This window comes from Bacillus sp. FSL R9-9497 (assembly GCF_038005805.1).
GTDB lineage: Bacteria > Bacillota > Bacilli > Bacillales > Bacillaceae_G > Bacillus_A > Bacillus_A cereus.
Genome location: NZ_JBBOTY010000002.1, coordinates 166803 through 187579 on the forward strand (window position 1 = coordinate 166803; position 20777 = coordinate 187579).

Genomic DNA, 20777 nt, shown 5'->3' on the forward strand with positions numbered 1-20777 from the left:
CGGTTGATACACATATCGGTAACTAAATATTAACAGAAATAGTTAGTAAGTACTATTGAAAAAATAAAAAACTGCTTTCCTCCTAAGACGGTTTGAAGAAAACACATATAATAAAGCACTTATATTATACCAAATGTTTTCTCCTAATTAATATATAGTATATATTAATCATCCAGCAGAGGTGCTTTTTACTTCTTTTATAGAATTTACACATTAAACATATATGTATACGCATTGCATTGTTACTACACGCTCAGGAATAGTAATAAAAAGATGATACCAATAAAACTGTATAAAAATAAAAAGAATCCTAATAGGGGTAATTCTTTATGAAAGTTGAGCATGACAAACCTCCTTGGATATATAGAATATTTTAATATATTGTTGGTCTATTTAAAAAGAAAAACATAACTTAGTACATTGGATTAGAGGATATCTATATGAATAGGTAGAATCTAATTATCTGGTTCACATTTTAAACCAAGGGGTACAAATTCGATGCGACGTGAAAAGGATTTGTTGAAACAATGGAAGGCGGATTTGCAAGCTATCCAAGAAGAGAAAAGGCTGAAGAAGAAGTCTAAGAAAAAGAATAAGAAATATAGCATTCCTGGTAATACAGCTGACTTCATGAATGGAAAGAATACTTTTCGTAAAGAGAATGGGGTATGGAAGCAAAGAAATAAATAATGTGAGGATAAATGATTTTGATTAAATGTATAGGAATTATAGTAGGCGCTGCCTTGATTTTGGCGACGTCTTATTTGTTGTTAAGGAAAGATAACAAAACAAATAAATACAAGGTAAAAGGATATTAACGAAAAAGCCAAATTAGTAGGAAGTAAATTTAAAAAGTCCTGTCTTTTGACAGGACTTTCAAAAAGGGAACAACAGTTAACAATTGAAGGTACCTTTATATTACCATTACTGGTAATATAATTCCATGTGTTATGTGTTGAGAAATAATCTTCTATAAGATGAAAAAAAGTAACCAATGAAGTTAAGTAACGAATTGATGTAAAAATGACATTTGGACCTGTAAGTAATGGATATGAAACATATAGTTATAGTCAAGAAAATGAACAGTTCATAAGCTAGAAATTTTAGCTTGCATATAGTATATGTTGTAAAGAAAGGGTGGGGATGAAGTATGGAACGACCGAACTGGGGCATCGGGGGATAGTATTCGTGGGCTGTACGTTTCTTGGCGCGGGAGTGGGATCTATGTTTGGGGGCGCCAAAACTGGGTGGATGATAGGGATGGGCGCTGGGTTTCTTGGTATGGCTTTGACGAGATGGATTGGGAAATAATATAACAGGTTCACTTTCTTCGATAAATAAAGCGATAGGCACATAAGAATGTACTTACATAGGATTTCAAAAAGAGACACCAAAGGGCGTCTCTGCATACTTACATTTCCACTTTAATTATTACAATACCCTTTTAACATACCTTTAGAAAAACGATTTGGATATAAAGCAATAAGCATCCCGTAGGGGCTTCCTTTCCAATAGCGTTGTAAGGGTGTCCGTAATTTTTGTTTTATGAGCCATCGTTGATTAAATACGTTTAATAGCTGTTTTTCATCCAGTTTTTCTTTCTCTTCAATGGTCCATCTTAATGCTTCTAGTGCTTTACATTTGGACCAAAAGCCAACTGGTGTAACTTTAAATTCCCATTCTTTAAAGCGACCTGGATATAAGTCGTTTATCATTTTAAATGGACTATTTCCCCACATTAATTGACATGGAGACGCTAATCTGTGAGTCTTTAGCCACTTTATACTGTAAACATCCAGTATTTGTTCTGGCGTTAATTTTTCTTTTTCTTCAATGGTCCATTTCAATGCTTCTAATGCTTTTTCTTTTGTCCAGAAGTTATTGGGCGTCATGAGAAATTCCCATTCTTTAAAACGACTAGGGTACAAATCGTTAATCATTGCAAACGGACTACTATTCCAGTACATAGCCAGAGGGGCACTAAGTTTGTTTTTCTCCAACCATTTTTTGCCGTATACGCGTAAGAGCTTTTCGTTCGATAAACCTTTTTTTTCTTCAATCATCCATCTCAAAATCGTTAATGCCTTTTCTTTCGTCCAAAAATTTAAAGGAGTCATACCAAACTCCCATTCTTTAAACTCACTTGGGTATAAATCATTTATTGCTTTAAAAGGGCTATTTTCGTATCTATGTTTGAGTAATCCTCGTAATTTATACTTTACAAGTAATTGAGTGTTCCATTTTTTTCTGATGTCTTCCTTATCCCATTTTAAGATACTGTGTAATAAATATGTGATTACTCTGCGGGCGAGTTTATTATCCAAATCTTCTTTCCAAGTATTTGGAGGGAATCGTTTCCTTTTGCCATCCAATATTTCTTGATAAATTTCTTCTATCGTAACTGCTTTCATTGCCAATATATAAATCCTCCTATATTTGTATTTATATTTGTATTTATATTTGTACAATATCACTATCAGAATTATTATATATATATTATATAATTTACATAAAATTATCATCGAAAACAACACATAAATTAGTTTTTTCTTAAAAATCTAATTATTACACAAATAAAAATTTATTTAAATTTTCTATTTTTTGGTATATACTTAAAAATGAATTATTATATTTGTATATTAGGAGTGTATTTGTATGGAGAAGCTTAACAAAAGCGATATCATTCGCACCGTTCCACAAAATGGTTTCTTTGGACATCCAAAAGGGCTATTTACCCTATTCTTTACAGAATTTTGGGAGCGATTTTCTTACTATGGAATGAGAGCAATATTACTTTACTATATGTACTATTCCATTTCTAAAGGTGGCTTAGGGATGGATCACGCCACAGCTGCATCCATTATGGCTATCTATGGTTCGTTAGTTTACATGTCTGGCATTATTGGTGGGTGGATTGCTGACCGCCTATTAGGTTCAAGTAGAACAATATTTTGGGGTGGTGTTTTAATAATGATTGGTCATCTCATCTTAGCTCTACCAGGAACGGTTAGTACATTATTTATCTCAATGGTATTTTTAGTACTTGGAACAGGGTTATTAAAACCGAATGTATCTAGTATTGTTGGTGATTTATATAGTGAAACAGATACTCGTCGTGATTCAGGTTTCAGTATTTTCTATATGGGTATTAATTTAGGAGCACTATTATCTCCGTTTGTGATTGGAACACTCGGTCAAAAGTATAACTTCCACTTAGGTTTTGGTGTGGCAGCAATTGGTATGCTATTTGGATTAATTATGTATGTCCTTACGAAAAAGAAAAATCTAGGATTAGCAGGAACGCAAGTACCAAATCCTTTAACAGACAAGGAAAGAAAAAAGGTCCTTATACAGTTTAGCATTGGTATTATCGCAATTGCACTAGTTTGTGTGTTAACAATTCCAACAGGTATTTTAACGATTGATCGATTTACTTTACTTGTAAGTATCTTAGGTATTCTAATTCCAACAGGCTACTTTGTCTTTATGTACCGTAGTCCAAAGACGACAAAAGTTGAAAAATCTCGCTTAATTGCTTACATACCACTATTTATCGCTGCTACAATGTTTTGGGCGATTCAAGAGCAGGGAGCAATCATCTTAGCTAGTTATGCTGATCAACGTACGCAGTTAAACTTTGCAGGATTGGAGGTTCAATCTTCATGGTTCCAATCTTTAAACCCTATTTATATTGTTTTACTAGCACCAGTATTTGCTTGGCTTTGGGTAAAGCTGAATTCACGCCAACCAAGTACAGCAAATAAATTTGCTATCGGTTTATTATTTGCTGGTTTATCATTCTTAGTGATGATTATTCCTGCATATATCCATGGTACCGAATCTCTTGTTAGCCCAATTTGGTTAGTCATTAGTTTCCTTCTAGTCGTAATCGGGGAACTTTGTTTATCACCTGTAGGTTTATCTATTACTACAAAACTAGCTCCAGCAGCGTTCTCTGCTCAAACAATGAGTCTATGGTTCTTAACCAGTGCATCTGCACAAGCTATCAATGCGCAGCTTGTTCGATTATATAATCCTGAAACAGAGATTATTTATTTCGGTGTAATTGGCGGAGTATCCATTGTTTTAAGTGTTATTTTATATTTCATGGCTCCAAAGATTCAGGTACTTATGAAAGGGATTAAATAATAGAACTGTGCCAAAAACTTGTTACCATGCAGGTTTTTGTGCACAGTTTTTTTAGTGCTTTATCGTATGTAAAACTAGCTCCTTTTAAACGAAGAACTACAAAGGTAAATTGATCAGAAGTAAGTCATTTATCGATATGGATGATTAGGAGAAAGCATTTACGGTAACCCCAAGTCGAGAGTATTCCGATACTAATATAATTTATACATCTAACCCTATTTAATAGGTTAGTTTTGAAAGATGGAACTCCCGCATTCGAAAATGATGTACATAAGTTTTCCAAATGGGCAGCTTATTTTTTGTTTTGGGGTTAGTTCAATATCTAAGCTAAATGCCTATGGAGCAAAACTAAAAAAAGACGCCAAATGGCGCCCCCAACTTGGGTTAATGAGGTTTTAGTTTTCCAATCTAAAGAAATATCGTATCAGCTCACAAAGAGAGTATATCATAACATCCAAGAGAAATAATATGCATTCTTACATATCGAAATAAATTTTGTATTCTTGCACTGACGGGCCAGGAATAGCAAGATATGAAGCATATAAGCGCTGTGAAAATATCAATTCATAGAAGCGATTAATTTCTGATATGACATGTTTTAATATCACAAAAGCCATCACGAAATGATGATTGCATGATGGCTTTTGTTGTTTTCTTATTTCTTTGTCTCATTGACCCATGTAACGATGTCCTGGATGACATACGCAGGAACATTGGAAGGGACTTCGTATTCACTAGGGTGACTGAATTCCTCGTCGCCCTCCGTGAAGATGTGATTCAATTTCGGATATTCTTTGAACTGAACATTACTGCGGCTTGAAAGCCCTTCTTGCCATCTCGTAAAATCGTCTTTTACAGTTACTTGATAATCACGTGCGCCTTGCAGAATCAGTAATGGCTCTTTTCGTGATTTCACTTCCTCAACTGGACGCCAACGAGTCACATCATACATGAAATGTGGAGAAGGATAATTATAACCAGCTGGTGGGTGATTTGGATCAAAAGTAGGATCCTTAATATAAGCGAATTGTTTTTTTAGTTCATTAATAAAATCCTTAGGTGCCCCGAGGTACTGATACTGATCAAGGAGCATGTCAGTAAAAGGACGTGCAGGAGGTGCCATTAAAATACTTCCTCTTACAAGAGATGAAGGTGCTTTGCTTAGTATACGCGGCATGGCGCCAGCTCCTTGGCTATGTCCGAGAATGAAAATGTTACCTGGGTCAATACCTTCCTGCTGCGCTGCTGATTTCGCTGCATATATGGCATCATCTGTAGTATCTTGGTCTAATGTAGCAGGTTCTGCACTCATTTTAAAACCGTGTTCTAAGGAACGTTTCTCGTAACGTAACACTGCGATACCGCTTGATGAAAGACCGGCTGCAAGGTCTCTAAAGATTTTAGCTCCCATAATTGTACTGTCACGATCTTGTGGACCAGAACCGTGAACAAGAACCACAACAGGTACTTGTTCGCCAGGTTTATGTTTTGGAACCGTTAATGTGGCTGGTAACGGGTATGTAGTATTTCCAATTACGATTTCACGTTCTTGGTAGGAATCAGGTTGGTCATAACTAGGATGCGGGATGGTATAAGATTTCTGTGGCATCGTCCTTACGCCAACTTCATCAACTTTGCCGCCAGGCGTGAATTTAAGGAGTAGTGGAATAGTAGTTCCTTCGATAGCTCCTGGAATTTCAACCGTTTGATGGACTAAGTTTCGTTCTTTAATAACAGGTGTTCCCATGCTTGTAATCCTGCTCCCGCCACTTTGTGTCCACCAGTTTTGTAATATGTTTGCCGTAAACTTGGATTGAAAAGCAGCAGACGTTAACTGAAGTGCTTCTGCATATTTATCTTGCTGGAGATAGTCAAAAAATAATGACGTACGCTCCGTTAAAGAGACTTGTTTCTTTTCTGCAGTTTGTGCCCCTTGTGTATCCGCATGAATGGTTGTTGTAAGCGGAAAAGAAGAAATACCTAAAGAAAAGAGTAGGGTAAAAGAAAGTGCTGATTTTTGTAACTTCTTTTTTTTCATCCTGTTTAACCTCCAAAATGTAATGGTATGAAATGGGTATGGTGATTAATGGAATGATTCCCTATTGGGGTTTCGGTATATGTATGGGTGAATCCTGCATACATATCATAAAAAGTCCGTATGAAAGAGTAGAATAGTTCAGCAATGGATGTATACATAAACCTTTGCTACATCATAGAAATCCATCGTTTTTCCAACAATGATTCCAATCTCGTTATGATGTCAGGGAAGAAAACAAGAAGAGAAGGAGGCATACGATGAAGAGATTTTTATGGTTCATTTCTACATTGTGCATGATTTTAGGATTGGTAACAGGGTGTAGTAGCAAAGATGACACTGAAATTCACGTTACAAGAAATGTAGCGGAGAAAGACCAGCAGAAAGGAAGCGAAACAAAGAGAAACAAAGCAAAATTAGAAAGAAGAGAATAGTTATGAGGCAGCAGCGTCCGTACCTGTAAAAAAGAAGAGTTTACGGGTAAACTGCAGTATCCAGAATTGGTCGAGCAAGCAATAAACCCAGTACCTGGGGAGAGTAAGAAACAAAATGCTAATAGAATCATCAAAGCTACGATACTGGATCATATCGATGGTGATACGTTTCGAGTGAAGTTAGCAAACGGTAAGGTAGAGGATGTGAGATTTCTATGTATTAAGATACGACTGAAGTACATCATCCAAGACTAGGGCTCCAACCATTCGGATTAGAAGGAGCGGCATTTACCGCAAAGTATGCGCCAGTGGGAAAAGAAGTAGAGTTAGAAATGGATGTAGGGGAACGTGATAAGTTTAAAAGATTAGTAGCCTACGTGTGGGTCGATGGACAACTCTTAAATCAAATGCTGTGGAAAGGGGATTAGCGCATATTGCTTATATTTATCAGCCCAATACGAAGTATGTAGATTATTTGGAGAAGACGCAAAATTAAACACAAAAAGAAAAACGTGGCATATGGAGTGTGGAGGATTATGCTACATCAAAAGGGTAACAACTGAAAAAGTAACGTTTCCTATTAAAAATAGGAAGCGTTTTTTATATTGTGGTGTACTCGAACAGGCTAGAGCGACTATAGTGATGTAATTATGTTTTCTGTGTAATACTATGATATCATGCTTTTACAGATACAAAAAAAGGAGCTGTTAGTAAAGCTAACTGCTCCAGATCAAGGAATCTCCAAGGGGAAAGGGGAAAGGAGAAAGACTAAGGACTTTAAATGAGTTTTGGCTAATGCCTATCCCTAATATTGACGGAATAATAAGTTTTATTCAATCGTAACGAAAGTAATGTGTAAGTATGTTACAAGAATAGTCCAATACCTATCCATGCAACTCCTAATATAGACAATGATTCGATAATAATTAAACGTTTAGCCTCATCTTGTTTTGGCGTAGTTAGCTTCCTAATTAGGGAGAATAGTCCACTTATTCCACACAAAGTAAGAGCTAATAGTAGTAAAGTACTTGTCATCCTGATCACTCCTAGTATTTGGATATTCTTATTGTATACCAAGCTACAGACTGAAAAATAGTAATGTTATTGTATCTTTTCTATGAAGTATGTAAAGTGTGACGTGAATCTTCAATGGATAGAGGTCGTGTAAGGTAACTTTCAGTATTAGAAGTATGAATATTGCGTGAAAGGAATGCAGACTGTTGAAAATATAAAAAACGTATAGTACAATAAGGGTGTAAGCTAGATTATAACGAACAAGAAGTCGGGTGGTTCTGATTCTCGTTCTATTGATAGGTCGTAAGCTTCTTGAAAAATCTTGGTTTGGTCACCAAGGCTTTTTTCGTACGCAGACAGGAATAAAAGCACTGCATGTCGCAATACTATATAGAGTAGTAATCTGGGTTTCAACGTCTTTGCACTTCAAAATGATACTGCATTGGTCGTGTGCAATGAAAGTATGGTCAGTACTTCACCTTGGAACCCAATCATAACTACAAACTGGTCTTAGTGTCGCTATTTATAGCGGCACTTTTTTATTTAAGAAGATGTCTTACATATTCAGTTATACCCTTACCTATTTCACTTTTGGTGAAAAAGTAATGTATATTTCTAAGGAAACTGAATGCTGTAACGATTGTGCCAAAAGAAAAAAGACGCTTACGTTTCTTTTCTCTCTCTGAACGTTTACGGGTGGTTCTAGTATTCTCCACGTTCTATTGTCACCTCCTCTAAAAAGAGAAGGGCAAAGACGGCACATATTCAGTGTACAGTGTTTGACAAATCTCTACAAGAACTTATTTTCTGGTATGGAACATTCGAATATGTAGGATCAATTTCGAGTAAGATGTTTGAAGAAAAGTACAAAGGTTATATGTACTGATTCTCTTTTACTAGATAAATAGTATCAGTGGATTTAAGATTTTTTCATGTTGTAATTAAGCTAAGTTAATGGAATACTATGATGAAATTTAGTGTGATAAAGGGCATAAGTGAATGGAGGGAATTGGATGGTTCATAACATAATACATAATAGATTCAAACTACGAGAAATCGAAGAAAATGATTGGAAGGATATACATATATACACATCACAGTCCATTGTCTACCGATACCAAGCATGGGGCCATAATTCGGAAACGGAAACAAAAGAATTTGTAAACCAAGTTCTTCAAGATGCAAGTAAGGTCCTGAGAAGTCGATTTTCTTTTGCATTGGTTGAATTGGAGTACGAAAGAGTGGTAGGGGCAGGTGCGATTATGATTCGAGATTTTACTAATAGGGAGGGAGAAATAGGGTATAACATAAATCCAGATTATTGGGGAAAGGGAGTTGCAACGGGAGTAGCAAGGTTGCTGATTACATTTGGATTTGAGGAATTAAATCTTCATCGTATTATCATGATGAGTGCGAATGCTGATGTACGGGTTTGCACTTACATTAAGCAGAAAGTACACAGAATGTGGTTACACCGATTGGTAAAGTAGGGGGGAATGTGACTTGAAAAACAGCTATATAAAGGGATTTACAATAAATCACTTTATATAGCTGTTTACATAACATATCTAATAGGGATTTATAAAAAACAAGTGAATAAATCTCAAAACGAAAAAAATACTTATATCATTGAGACGGAAAGAGAAATTTAGTAGTTACATTTTGAAATTTGCATTTAAATAATATTTAGCAGAATGCTTAGCTAAACCGGCTATAATGAAAAGAATTAAAGGAAATGCTCTATTTCGACATCACAACAATTAAATTTTGTAAAATACACCATCTATTTAGTCTTAAGGAGTTAAAGTAAACTGTTTCGCATTAAAATGTTATATATTAGATATGTTCTATAAGCAATCGTTTATAATATTAATATGTATAGCTGAACGTACCAGAAACTAAAAGATATTTATACTGATGAAAGGTAGGGTATATGATGCCTTTATAAAAGCGTGAAAAAATAATCATTAACAACTTCGCACGAAATACCAATTTTACGAACAATAAAGTATTTATATAAAATCAAATAATAGCGTCTAGGAATTTCGAGCTTAGTTGCGTAAATCTTCGTATGTTTGAGTGTGCCTATATAGTTCATATTTTATATAGAAATTATTAAATTTTGAGTTACTCATTAATAATTTCTATAGTAAATTACATATTACTTTATAAGATTTTTTCTCACGTTGATTTAATTAACTCCCTATAATTATGATTAAATAAGCCGATTTATATTTTTATAAAGAATTTTAAACTATATTCATGTATTGATCTTTTGTATGAATTTAGATATCAAATTTGTTTTATTTAACATACATTTATATATAGTTTTTGCACTAATTTTTATAGTTAAATACAAATTTCTCACTTGATTATCTATAATTTTTATTTGAGTAAACACATTATTCCATTCACTATTGAGTGTGTTTTAGTATTTCATAATTTAATTATGTAAATAAGTTTGTGTAAAAATTGAATTTAATGCGAACTTGTGTTCGTGTTATTTTTCTGTTATAGTATATATGAGGTGATTTTTATGGATTACAGCAAGCAACGTCAAAAATCCGTACATCGTAAAAAATTATACGAGAATCTAAATGAAATGCCCTTTTACATAGAAGAATTTGTGGAGTACAAAGAATTGCATGATGCCTCTCCCTCCACCCTACTGAATTATGTATATGATTTTAGGGTCTTCTTTAACTGGCTATTATCTGAACAAATTATTGAATTTAAGCCTATTAAAGACATATCCTTCTCTGATTTGGAGAATTTAAAGAAAAAAGATGTTGAGAACTTCATGAGGTTTCTAAAACTACAACAAAACATGCAGAATTCCTCTGTTAACAGAAAAATTTCAGCCTTAAAGTCTTTATTCAAGTACCTTACTTCCCTATCAGAGAATGATGAAGGAGAATGTTATTTTTATAGAAATGTAATGGCCAAAATTGAAATACATAAAGATAAAGAAACATTAAATGCCCGTGCAAAACGTATGAGATCTAAGATATTTCATAATGATGACGATCAAGAATTTTTGAATTACGTTAAGTACGAACATGAAAAATCTTTAACAAAACATCAATTGTTCTATTTTCTAAGAGACAAAGATCGTGATGTAGCTATTCTTTCCCTTTTTCTTGGTAGTGGTATTCGTGTAAGTGAATTGGCCGATCTCCGTATGGAAGATATAAATATAAAAGAAAGGCTAATTGATGTAATACGAAAAGGAAATAAAGAAGATTCAGTATGGATTACTCCAATTGCGTTAAATGATCTTAAAAAGTATATGGAAATTAGAGATAGCAAATATGCACCAGGAAAAGAATTAAAAAATGTGTTTTTATCAAAATATAAACATACTGCACAGCCTCTTTCAGTTAGGGCTATCCAAGATATAGTAGAAAAATATACTAAGGCTTATGGAAAAAGAATGTCTCCTCATAAATTAAGACATACATTGGCAAATAAATTATATATGGAAGAGAAAGACTCATTACAAGTCATGCAGCAACTTGGACATACGAGTCAAGATACAGCTTTGCTATATACACAACTTGGGGAAACAACTATTAAAGATAGTTTAGGCAGAATAGGAAAGAATAAGGAATAAAAGTTCAGCAATTTTACATTGTTGAACTTTTACATACTGTTGATTTAAACGCTATTTATTATTCGCTTTAAATTTGATTTTATTATATAAAAAATACATAATTTGAATCCTTCTATAATTGGTATATAAATACTCTCTCTTGATGAATATAAATGAAAATTTTAGATTCCTACAATTGTTGGTTACGTTAAACTCGAATTTAATGTAAAATTGATAGTTTGAGGTATTTCCTCCCTTTTTTACAATAACGTTATTGTTGTACAAAGACATGAAAATAGATAATTTTTAGACAAGAAAGTGTTACTTTTATTTTATTAATAACTTTTTCAGACAGAACATCATCCTAAATGTTAATGGTTAGTCGTTTTTCGAACTGATGCTTAGTATATTTATATTTTTATTTCTATTTATAAAGTACCCACTCTCGTGTCTTTTTACAAAAACCAACGTTTCCAATTGAAGTTATAATAATTTATTATAAAATTCTCATATTTAACTGTATTGTAACATTCGAGATGCGCAAGCTATTAATTTATATGGTAACATTTACCTGTAAGGCGAATTATTAAAATAGGAGGCAGATTTATTATGAAAGCAAGAAAACCAAAATCATTTGTAAAACAATGTACAGGAATCGCGTTGGCCAGTATGATTGGATGTAATGGTATTGGAGTTTTCGCAACAAGTGTAAGTGCTGCCGAGAATGCTAATCCAGCTCCTATGAACCAATCTCTTCAAGCAGAAGTGATGACAATTACACAGTTACAAGATGCTATTCAGCATAAAAATGATCCTTTTATTAATCAGGTGAAAATATTTATTGATAAACACAAGGCAGAATCAGAATTTTTATGGGGAAAAGTGAGTACTTCATTAAAAAACGACATTGTAGACCTGCTCACAGGTGACCAAAAAAATTACTCTAATAAAATCAATAGAGCCCTTGTAAAACATTTTAGAGAGGTCCCTAAATTATTGAAATTAGCCAGTCCAGAGTTTAAAAATGAAATTATTCAATTACTAAAATACTTATAAAAATGTCTATTAAGGGTTTATATTTCAAAGGTTTTGATATTAGTATTTCCGTAAATTTGTATTTACAAAGCACCTTTCAGTTAATAAGATTTGTATATAAATATATAAAGAAGTTATTTGTATAGAATGGAAATAGGTTTAAATGCACATAGGGTAAATCAATCTATAGTATATTCAGCCATGGAAACACTAAAAAACTCATGATCCCCCTTTTACTCAAGCTAGAAAGATGAAAAAAACCTGAAGATGAATCCTTTTTAAAAGGATTCATCTTCAGGTTTTATAATTATCTTTATCACACTTAGAATAAGTGGTGTCATAGTGCTACAAGCTCCAATAACTTCAGATTTTTTCGTTTAGTCCCCAAATCTCCTTTCTAATAACGTTATTACTTTATATAAAATTAACACGAAATAAGGACGTTAAGTAAACGCCTTTATTTATATTATATTTCTTCCTTTAAAATATCTCATGTCTGATGCTCCTAAATCCTGTTTTCTAGAGTGTAGCTTCATGTAGAAAACTTTGCAGCAGAACCAAAATTACTAAATATCGCCTAAATTCCTTTTTTATTTTATTTAGGAATAGCTGCTATACGTAAAGGTGCCCAATGGTATCCCGGTAGAGAAGTAGTTAGATAATAACTTTTATCACTTTTAGCATTTAATACAACCCAGCCATCATCTTCTCTAACTGTATTTATTAAAACACCTCTATCGTCAGCGTCTAAAGCCAAATAATGTTCTTTTCGCGTTGTACGTTGATCCTCAGAAAGATTAGGGGCAAATACAATTTGGACATCTTCTCTTGGTTTTATTCCAATTTCATAAGTCATACCATAATTTCCGTAGTTATATACCGTTTTATTATTAGATGCTTCATCTATACCTTTAGAGATATCATTGTCAGGAATCTTCCAAGGTGAATTTAAGTTATTGTTTTTAACGTGTGTATAACTAGGGCTAAAGCTAATTTGCTCACCTGCATATGCTCTCCATTTGAATGACTTTATAGCAGTAGGAAATAACCCTCTTATTTGATGTCCATCGTCTTTCAGCACTGTATTCTCTTTAATCACACGACTTGGATCTCCTTTGCCATCATAGGTCGCATAGGTCTTTAGTTCAATTCCACCTGTTACATAATCATCATTTTCGTCAGTAATCGTAATATCATACATACCCGAGCCATAATATCTTTTTGCTACCGGAAACCCAACATACGTTGATTGATTTTTTGATAATGTCGCATACTTATAAGTCTTGTGGCTAGACTCTAAATATTTTTGGAGGACTTCTTGTCCTAATTTGGCACCATCACGACTTTCTACGTGAGCACGTTTTTTGAAGTTGACATTTATCTTTTTCCCAGACGTATTCTTAATATAGAAACCGACGTAATTTTCTGAATCATTATAGTTTTGGTGTGCCCAATAAATACGAAACTTACCAGTCCGATTTACTTCCGTACTATAAGCTAAAATACCCTGACGATTAAACATTTCAGGACTATTACTAACAAATAGGGGCCATTTCGTATTATCCTCAAACTCTAAAGATCTTGATACATTAGTGTAATCTTTTGGGTAGGAAATAACATCGTCTAAATCATAAGATGATCTTAGAAGAGATTTACTAGATCGGTTGTTTTGAACTTCATTTAAAACACTAAAATTGGTATTTTTACCTTTATTATCCTCGAAAGAATCAGTTTCTGCCTGAGCAACACTATAAGAACTAGAAATTATGAATAGGGATAATACTGTTGGGACTAGCTTTTTAAATACTTTCATACTAAAATTCCTTTCTCTACCTATTTTTATTAAAAATACTACTTCTAATTCTTAGCGCTTACATTCATACTACTTGCAAATGATATGCTTCCTCCCATACCTGTTAAAGCTAAATTGATTGCTGGAATAACTAACATTTTCTACATAATAAAAATCCCCCTTAATAATTTTTTCTGTTCACAAAACAAACTTAACACATTTTACAAATAATGTTAGTTATTTAAATTTGATAAAATAATATTTTAATATTCTGTAATTAAAATTAAATATAGTTAATAGAATTATATAGACTTTCCTTAATGGATGTGTGGCCTCATAAAGAAATTCACTATTGATTGATTTTTTTTAAAATAAATTAAAATCAATCAAATAATGTTGCTAGTTTTCTATGATGGTAATAAATAGGATTAGGATACTTCTATGAGAGGCAGGAAGTTTGGCAGAGCATGTACCATAGGTCAAACCTGTTCCTGTCTCTTTGTATGCGTGGGAAATGATTGAATACAAAGAGAGAACAACCAATCGTTTTGTTTATTAGAATTGCTTGTGCTTGATTTGGATAGATACAAAACTTAAAGGCTTTATTAATCATCATTTGATTCACCTCCATTTCTGTATATGACTATCATACACCAAACGTATATTCGACAAATAGTGAAATAACACTTTCTGTATGTCGAACAATTAAGATGGCTTCCTACCATCACTTGTTCGAAGCCAATTCATCTCCCACCTACTTACTGGGCTGTGACCGTTCACGCTCCTTAGGGAAGGAGTCTTCTTGACAAAAATGATAAAACTATTAGAAGATTCCGGGAATTCGATTTCACTAATAAACTTTTCAATCTCTAATTTCATTTTCTTTTCTCCTTTAACTTTTTCATTATCTAAAGAACATTAATCAGAATTTTTTTATAAAAACATTAGGAATATACGATCCTAATATGACAACTCATCTTTCAATTCTTCCAGGTATACATCCCTAACTACTTTAAAGAAACCCATATATTCCCCGAAATAATTGCTAAATTGCTTTATAAATTCTTCTCTTTCTTCTGAATGATAAGACCATATTGACATACTTCCCATCAATTCACCTATCTCCCTTTCAATTCCTTTTAATTCATCTGGCGATATACCTTGCGGGTAATCATTAAACCACTCCAACCAATCCGCAATTAACTTCTCCACAGGGGATACTCCAGATTCTGAGCAGAAATTAAACTGCCTTTTTTCTCCTGTGATAAATGTGTCTAAATCATTTAAAATTAGACGGATTATATATGAAGTACTAACATTTCCGATACTATGTTTCATATATTCTCCTCCTTTTCACTTTTTTCTTCCGATAAAATATGTTTGTTATACCATTTATTTATTTTTCCTTTGTAATACTTTTCGACTTCGTAATCCTTTTCGACTTCGTAATCCGGAATTCAAATTCCACGATCATAGATTTTACTCATTACACTTTCTAGAACATCCTCATGTTCTCTCGGTTTTAATCTTCGGTTATGAACCTTAAGCTTCTCTATATAAGCTTCTCTTAGCCAAATTGATATGGTTTCACGCTGTTTTTGCTTTAGGTGCGACCATTTCTCATTAGTTTGTAGTAATTGCCCCTTAGAATTCCTTGTGTGATTCTTCATCGAACGCTACCTCCCCTACTTTATTTTTACTTATTTCTTATTTGAACCGAAAACACAGCGCATTCCAAATCGAGTCACAGCATATGTGGTGCCAATTTTACGGAATGAGCCTTTTGGAAAATCATTTATTCTTTTACGTAATGTTGATGATTAAATTCCCCACTCTTCTATTGCATCCGTACTACTCATAATTTCGTTATCCAATAGGTTAAGGTCTCCCCCAATCAACATCTTCAAAATTAAATCCATCCATCTCTAGCTGCTGCAGCATGTCTCTTTCGTCTCCTTTTACCGCAAACGTGATATAATCCGACTTACTTCAATTGCATCACGTTTGCGTGAATTATTATAGCAGGAGTTATGATTCAAATATAAGTAAGATGCATCAATTTACTTATTCTTCTGAATTTTTTAGAAAAATAGATATAAAACAGTTAAATACAAAGGGAATTTTGTTACAATGGTAATATATAACATTATCATACTTCTATAGGATGGGGGAATATATAATGATCGCTTCAGTAAAGGGGAACGAGCAAGTTACCAAAATGTTAAATGACTGGTATATAGAGATACGTGCCAGACATGTAGGAAAGGCACATAATTTAAAACTTGAGATTGATCAAAAAATACATAACATTGATGAAGATCAAAACCTACTTTTATACTATGCTCTTTTAGACTTTCGTCATCAATATATGCTTGATAGTTTAAGTATTGGAAAAGATAGTTTTGATAAAGTAGATTCATTGGGTGTACCTGCAGATCAGCTTTTACAATACTACTACCACTTCTTTAAAGCTATTCATTCAAATATAACAGGTGATTTTACATGTGCAAAAGAACATTATAATCAAGCTGAATTACTCTTAAAACAAATTCCTGATGAAATGGAACATGCTGAATTCCATTTTAAATTATCAACTTTCCATTATCATATTTATAAACCGCTTGCTGCAATCAAAGAAGCTACCAAAGCAAAGGATATCTTTAAAAAGCATGCAGGATATGAAACTAATATTGGGTTATGTGATAATTTAATCGGATTAGCTTGTACTCATTTAAAACAATTTGAGGAAGCTGAAGAACATTTCATTACAGCTATTAATACATTCAAAAAATCTGGTGAAGAAAAGAATATCACGTTTGTACGCCATAACATAGGTTTAATGTATTCAGGTCAAAATTTATCTGAACTAGCAATACGATACCTCTCTGAAGTAATACAAGAACTCCCTAAAGATTATAAAGCAATCTTTATTAAAGCTAGGGAGCATATGAAAATCGGTGAGTCCAAAGAAACGTCTAATCTTATAGTGAAAGGCTTAGAGATTTGTAAAGAGCTGAAGAATGAGGAATACGAACATCACTTTTTAATTTTAGAAAAATTAAATCAAAAGGTCGCTGCTGACGAATTAGAGAAAACAATTAAAACAGGAATTTCTTATTTTAATAAAGAAGACCTACATGAATATGTACAAGAATACGCTAAAAAGTTAGCGGTTTTATTCCATCAAGAAAATAACCGTTCAAAAGCAAGCGATTATTTTTATCTTAGCCATCAAGCAGAAGAACAAAACTTTGAAAAGGAGGCTTTAAAATGAAAAAATTAATGTTTAGCTTAATTGGATTAACAGCCGTTTTCACGTTTATGTTTAACGCTAACAATGTAACTGATACACAACAAGCTCTTAGCGAGGATAAAATCGTACAATATGCTCACGGCCATACTGGTGGATGATGAATAAACAAAGGTCTTCACTTCATTGTGAGGGCTTTTATTTTTATATGGTATCTCTGTGTAAGAATAACAAAGTATTAAAATTTTAATATACAGAAAACATTATAGCTTGTTTTTTCCAATTCGGATAAACCTCAGAAGCGGGCACATTTTTTATATAATCTTTAAATCTCATCTTGTAATTTCGTGCAGGTGTATTTGGATGACCATCGTGAACGGTAATAAATTCAGGTATTACAATATCCCTATCCTTATCGCTATCTACTCTTATCTCTTGTTGTGTCTCGAGTTCTTGTTGTGTTTCGAGTTCTTTTTGTAGTTCCTGTTGGAATTCCTGCTGGGGATATTGTCCGATTAATTTTTCAGTGTATATTTATAAATTTAATAACGTTATTCATTTTAATACCTAAAAAGGCAGGCATAAATTTATGCTTGCCTTCCGTTCTCAAAATTAATTACACCTAAAACAACGTGGGATAAAGCAAATCTAAATACTGACTTCTACCCTCTATTTTTTTACTTTCCTAAAACAATTTCTGCTATTTCATTAGCATATTTTTTAGAATCAAATCCATCATAGTTACTTAGAACTACAACAGACAAATATTCTTGTGGAAACCGCATGAAGTGTGAACGATAACCCGCCCAACTTCCTGAATGTTCCAAGTACCGACAGTTAAAACCTTCAGCAAGCCTTAGTCCAAAAGCATAATCTTCATTGTCAATAATCGTCTTCCCAGTTGGGGAAATTTTCGGACCTATTTCGCTCATTCTTTTAACAAGTTCTTTTCCACCAACGGTGCCTGTAGTTAAATTTTCTCCCCATCTTACAAGATCTTCAACATTTGTATGAACTGCTCCATCCCCTGTATGTTCCCAAGGGCTTTCATAGACCATATATGCTCCTTGTTCATTCTTTGAATACCCTCTAGCAATTGATATAGTAGTTGGGTAGCAATCCACAATTGTTGTGTCTTTCATATTTAAAGGATCAAAAATACGTTCCTTTGCAAACTGACGTAAAGACTTCCCGCTTACCTTCTCTACCACTAGTGACAATAAAAAATATCCTGTATTGCTATACTCAAATTTTGTGCCAACAGGGAACCTTGCAATTTGATGACCATTAAGGTGTTTTAACGATTCTTCCACAGTTAATATATCAGTAAATTTAATATTTTCTGCTTGAGCCAATTCCATATAATCAACTAGTCCACCAGTATGATGAATTAGATGTTTCAATGTTACAGGTTCAGCATATGTTCCTATAAAAGGGACGAACCTTACAATTGAATCATCTAAACTCAATCTTCCCTCTTGTTCTAAGAGTAATATAGAAAATGCAGTGAATTGTTTAGAGACTGAGGCAATATTAAAAATGTTTTTTGTGGTTATAGGTAAATTTTTCTCTATAGAAGCTAAGCCAACCGTACCTTTATAAGTTATCCCGCTATCAAAACTAGCAATATATGCAAAGCCAGGAGCTTTTGGTGAAAACTTGTTAAATAATTGTTTAATCAATGTATGTGTCTTTTCATTATATGAATTATTCATCTCAATCTCGTACCCCTTCCATTAAATAATTCAAAATAGATTACCCTATTATCTTTCTCATATTGAATTCAATTAACCTTCATATCGAATGTTTGATATGGGGAAAATCTCAAGTCATCTCATTTTAGTTTCCAAGGAAACTAAAATAGAGTATAATTATATTTGTACAATAGATATCGTTTACAAATCCATTGTGCAAATTCTTGTATTAGCTCTTAATTAAATAAAAAAATGGAGGGCATGACATGGAAAATTATTATGATGTAGCGGTAGTTGGCGGTGGTCCGGTTGGACTTATGACAGCATGTGAATTAGCTATTCAAGGTGTAAAAGTTGTCGTTGTAGAGAGAAGATTAAATCGGATAAGAAATTCTAGAGCACTCACACTTCACCCTCGCTCCTTAGAATTAATGGCTATGAGAGGTATTGAAAATCGATTTTTATCTAGAGGGAAGAAATCAGATACAAGCCATTTTGCTGCCCTAGATACAAGATTAAACTTTAAAAATTTAAATACTGATTTTCCATATACGCTTTTTATTCCCCAATCTATTACAGAAGAAATATTAGAAGAGCGTGCGTTAGAATTAGGTGTAGATATTAAACGCGGTCATACATTAAAAGATATAAAACAGTATGAAACATTCGTACAACTAGAAATAGAACAAGTAGAAACAATATATAAAATAGAAGTTCCATATGTAGTAGGCGCTGATGGCGCAAGAAGCGTAGTTCGTGAGTTATCACATATACCTTTTAATGGAACAGATACAACAACTACTGCTATATTAGGTGATGTCATTTTAGAAGATGTACCGGATAACCCATTTTTTTCTACATCTAATATAAATGGGTTAATAATAATGGTACCTCTTGCACCTAATTTATTTCGTTTTGCAATTGTAGATCCTAAGAATCAGACAATACCTGTTCATGTTGCTGTCACAGAAAAAGAGCTTATCGATAGTATTTATAGTATTACAGGTAAACATATTCAAATTAAAAGCTCAATATGGCTTTCTCGTTTTGGAAATGCAACCAAACTAGCAAATACTTATCAACATAAGCGTGTTTTCTTGGCAGGTGATGCAGCGCATATTCATTTCCCTGCAGGAGGACAAGGTTTGAATGTAGGTTTACAAGACGCTTTTAATTTAGGATGGAAATTGGGACTCGCTGTAAAACAAAAAAAATATGAAAGCCTATTAGAAAGTTATCATATTGAACGACATACTGTGGGAAAACATTTTTTCAAGGAAGTACAAGCACAAGAACAATTAATGATAAACTTTTCAAATGCAGGTATAGAATTAAGAGAGTTATTCTCGCATTTACTCACATACCCAGAGGTGAATAAAGATTTAGCTGAAAGAGTAAGTGGCTTAGGGGTTATATATTCCCCTATGCATACGAAAGAAAAGCATCCATTGATAGGGAAAAGATGTACAAATCTTACTATTTCTTCTCAAAATAAGAAAACTTATAAACTCTTTGAATTGACGCAAGATGGTAAATATATTTTATTAATACATCCTTCTTATAAAGAAGAACTAGATAAAATGAACATTGATTCGCACACAAAGGTGGTTGTAGGAGAAATACAGGATTATCAATTAAAAAATATTGATGTCATTTTAATTCGCCCCGATGGTCACATAGCTTACATTGAGTATAATGAAAGAGAAGACTGTACAGATTTGAAAATAAAATTGAATAATTTTTAAAAGCTACTATTTATGGCATGAATTAAGAACTTTCTAG

The 20777-nt window shown here is 33.2% G+C and carries 16 protein-coding genes and 5 pseudogenes; 11 read left to right on the forward strand and 10 right to left on the reverse strand.

The annotated features are described in order from the left end of the window. The first annotated feature begins 498 nt into the window (after positions 1–498). Together MKY21_RS28335 and MKY21_RS28340 are read left to right on the forward strand one after the other, a co-directional pair. The gene (locus tag MKY21_RS28335; protein ID WP_001250597.1) at positions 499–690 is read left to right on the forward strand and encodes a hypothetical protein; all 192 of its coding nucleotides are present in this window, start codon (positions 499–501) and stop codon (positions 688–690) included. A 498-nt stretch (positions 691–1188) separates the two neighbouring features. Further along, the gene (locus MKY21_RS28340; protein ID WP_002063117.1) at positions 1189–1311 is read left to right on the forward strand and encodes a hypothetical protein; all 123 of its coding nucleotides are present in this window, start codon (positions 1189–1191) and stop codon (positions 1309–1311) included. 113 nt (positions 1312–1424) lie between these two features. Here the strand turns inward: MKY21_RS28340 and MKY21_RS28345 are convergent, their stop codons facing one another. After that, positions 1425–2417 (reverse strand): DUF4046 domain-containing protein, encoded by a 993-nt coding sequence (locus tag MKY21_RS28345; RefSeq protein ID WP_001240850.1) that lies wholly within the window; start codon positions 2415–2417, stop codon positions 1425–1427. Positions 2418–2655: 238 nt separating this feature from the next. On the opposite strand from MKY21_RS28345, the gene MKY21_RS28350 reads away from it, so the two are divergent. Beyond that, positions 2656–4149 carry a peptide MFS transporter gene (locus MKY21_RS28350; RefSeq protein ID WP_097861872.1) on the forward strand — a complete coding sequence of 498 codons (1494 nt, stop codon included), beginning with the start codon at positions 2656–2658 and terminating at the stop codon, positions 4147–4149. 655 nt (positions 4150–4804) lie between these two features. Here the strand turns inward: MKY21_RS28350 and MKY21_RS28355 are convergent. Beyond that, entirely contained in the window at positions 4805–6187 is a 1383-nt protein-coding gene (locus MKY21_RS28355) for an alpha/beta hydrolase family protein (protein WP_341078110.1), read from the reverse strand. Between the two features lie 257 nt (positions 6188–6444). Here MKY21_RS28355 and MKY21_RS28360 point away from each other — a divergent pair, with 257 nt between their 5' ends. Further along, complete coding sequence (locus MKY21_RS28360; protein WP_341078111.1) at positions 6445–6618, forward strand: hypothetical protein; 174 nt, start codon at positions 6445–6447, stop codon at positions 6616–6618. A gap of 284 nt (positions 6619–6902) precedes the next feature. Further along, a pseudogene (locus MKY21_RS28365) lies at positions 6903–7046 on the forward strand (thermonuclease family protein); the annotation flags it as partial. Between the two features lie 436 nt (positions 7047–7482). On the opposite strand, the gene MKY21_RS28370 reads toward MKY21_RS28365, so the two are convergent. Further along, positions 7483–7653 carry a hypothetical protein gene (locus MKY21_RS28370; RefSeq protein WP_000204757.1) on the reverse strand — a complete coding sequence of 57 codons (171 nt, stop codon included), beginning with the start codon at positions 7651–7653 and terminating at the stop codon, positions 7483–7485. Between the two features lie 992 nt (positions 7654–8645). Between MKY21_RS28370 and MKY21_RS28375 the strand changes: the two genes are divergently transcribed. The 3 genes from MKY21_RS28375 (at position 8646) to MKY21_RS28385 (ending at position 12280) form a co-directional block, all read left to right on the forward strand. Continuing rightward, positions 8646–9122, forward strand: a complete 477-nt coding sequence (locus MKY21_RS28375) for a GNAT family N-acetyltransferase (protein ID WP_341078113.1) — start codon at positions 8646–8648, stop codon at positions 9120–9122. 1046 nt (positions 9123–10168) lie between these two features. Next, positions 10169–11245 (forward strand): tyrosine recombinase XerS, encoded by a 1077-nt coding sequence (gene xerS / locus MKY21_RS28380; protein ID WP_268502653.1) that lies wholly within the window; start codon positions 10169–10171, stop codon positions 11243–11245. Positions 11246–11833: 588 nt separating this feature from the next. Next, positions 11834–12280: a hypothetical protein gene (locus MKY21_RS28385; protein WP_341078116.1), complete on the forward strand. Its 447-nt coding sequence runs from the start codon at positions 11834–11836 to the stop codon at positions 12278–12280. Between the two features lie 574 nt (positions 12281–12854). On the opposite strand, the gene MKY21_RS28390 is transcribed toward MKY21_RS28385, so the two are convergent. The 5 genes and pseudogenes from MKY21_RS28390 to MKY21_RS28410 form a co-directional block, all read right to left on the reverse strand. Further along, a complete protein-coding gene (locus MKY21_RS28390; RefSeq protein WP_341078118.1) occupies positions 12855–14072 on the reverse strand; it encodes a hypothetical protein in 1218 nt (405 codons plus the stop codon). Between the two features lie 402 nt (positions 14073–14474). Next, positions 14475–14667, reverse strand: a pseudogene (locus MKY21_RS28395) (helix-turn-helix domain-containing protein); the annotation flags it as partial. Positions 14668–15011: 344 nt separating this feature from the next. Beyond that, a complete protein-coding gene (locus tag MKY21_RS28400) occupies positions 15012–15389 on the reverse strand; it encodes a hypothetical protein (protein ID WP_341078122.1) in 378 nt (125 codons plus the stop codon). Further along, a pseudogene (locus MKY21_RS28405) lies at positions 15386–15721 on the reverse strand (transposase). Before MKY21_RS28405 ends, MKY21_RS28400 begins: the two are co-directional and overlap by 4 nt. 30 nt (positions 15722–15751) lie before the next feature. After that, positions 15752–16031: pseudogene (locus tag MKY21_RS28410) on the reverse strand (helix-turn-helix domain-containing protein); the annotation flags it as partial. Positions 16032–16230: 199 nt separating this feature from the next. Here MKY21_RS28410 and MKY21_RS28415 point away from each other — a divergent pair. Beyond that, positions 16231–17325, forward strand: a complete 1095-nt coding sequence (locus MKY21_RS28415; protein ID WP_341078124.1) for a Rap family tetratricopeptide repeat protein — start codon at positions 16231–16233, stop codon at positions 17323–17325. After that, positions 17322–17462, forward strand: coding sequence for a hypothetical protein (locus MKY21_RS28420; RefSeq protein WP_341078126.1), 141 nt, complete (start codon positions 17322–17324; stop codon positions 17460–17462). The genes MKY21_RS28415 and MKY21_RS28420 overlap by 4 nt, the downstream gene beginning before the upstream one ends. A 100-nt stretch (positions 17463–17562) precedes the next feature. Here MKY21_RS28420 and MKY21_RS28425 read toward each other — a convergent pair. Both MKY21_RS28425 and MKY21_RS28430 read right to left on the reverse strand, forming a co-directional pair. Continuing rightward, positions 17563–17820 (reverse strand): annotated as a pseudogene (locus MKY21_RS28425) (peptidoglycan-binding protein); the annotation flags it as partial. Between the two features lie 158 nt (positions 17821–17978). Then, positions 17979–19016: a serine hydrolase domain-containing protein gene (locus MKY21_RS28430; protein WP_341078128.1), complete on the reverse strand. Its 1038-nt coding sequence runs from the start codon at positions 19014–19016 to the stop codon at positions 17979–17981. Positions 19017–19261: 245 nt separating this feature from the next. On the opposite strand from MKY21_RS28430, the gene MKY21_RS28435 reads away from it, so the two are divergent. Further along, entirely contained in the window at positions 19262–20740 is a 1479-nt protein-coding gene (locus MKY21_RS28435) for an FAD-dependent oxidoreductase (protein ID WP_341078131.1), read from the forward strand. Positions 20741–20777: the final 37 nt, after the last annotated feature.

What these genes read in the sequence shown, in the direction of transcription:
- MKY21_RS28370 (WP_000204757.1), bottom strand. Translation starts at nt 7,653, where the DNA reads ATGACAAGTACTTTACTACTATTAGCTCTTACTTTGTGTGGAATAAGT.
- MKY21_RS28390 (WP_341078118.1), bottom strand. Translation starts at nt 14,072, where the DNA reads ATGAAAGTATTTAAAAAGCTAGTCCCAACAGTATTATCCCTATTCATA.
- MKY21_RS28420 (WP_341078126.1), top strand. Translation starts at nt 17,322, where the DNA reads ATGAAAAAATTAATGTTTAGCTTAATTGGATTAACAGCCGTTTTCACG.
- MKY21_RS28355 (WP_341078110.1), bottom strand. Translation starts at nt 6,187, where the DNA reads ATGAAAAAAAAGAAGTTACAAAAATCAGCACTTTCTTTTACCCTACTC.
- MKY21_RS28335 (WP_001250597.1), top strand. Translation starts at nt 499, where the DNA reads ATGCGACGTGAAAAGGATTTGTTGAAACAATGGAAGGCGGATTTGCAA.
- MKY21_RS28375 (WP_341078113.1), top strand. Translation starts at nt 8,646, where the DNA reads ATGGTTCATAACATAATACATAATAGATTCAAACTACGAGAAATCGAA.
- MKY21_RS28400 (WP_341078122.1), bottom strand. Translation starts at nt 15,389, where the DNA reads ATGAAACATAGTATCGGAAATGTTAGTACTTCATATATAATCCGTCTA.
- MKY21_RS28415 (WP_341078124.1), top strand. Translation starts at nt 16,231, where the DNA reads ATGATCGCTTCAGTAAAGGGGAACGAGCAAGTTACCAAAATGTTAAAT.
- MKY21_RS28385 (WP_341078116.1), top strand. Translation starts at nt 11,834, where the DNA reads ATGAAAGCAAGAAAACCAAAATCATTTGTAAAACAATGTACAGGAATC.
- MKY21_RS28360 (WP_341078111.1), top strand. Translation starts at nt 6,445, where the DNA reads ATGAAGAGATTTTTATGGTTCATTTCTACATTGTGCATGATTTTAGGA.
- xerS (WP_268502653.1), top strand. Translation starts at nt 10,169, where the DNA reads ATGGATTACAGCAAGCAACGTCAAAAATCCGTACATCGTAAAAAATTA.
- MKY21_RS28435 (WP_341078131.1), top strand. Translation starts at nt 19,262, where the DNA reads ATGGAAAATTATTATGATGTAGCGGTAGTTGGCGGTGGTCCGGTTGGA.
- MKY21_RS28430 (WP_341078128.1), bottom strand. Translation starts at nt 19,016, where the DNA reads ATGAATAATTCATATAATGAAAAGACACATACATTGATTAAACAATTA.
- MKY21_RS28350 (WP_097861872.1), top strand. Translation starts at nt 2,656, where the DNA reads ATGGAGAAGCTTAACAAAAGCGATATCATTCGCACCGTTCCACAAAAT.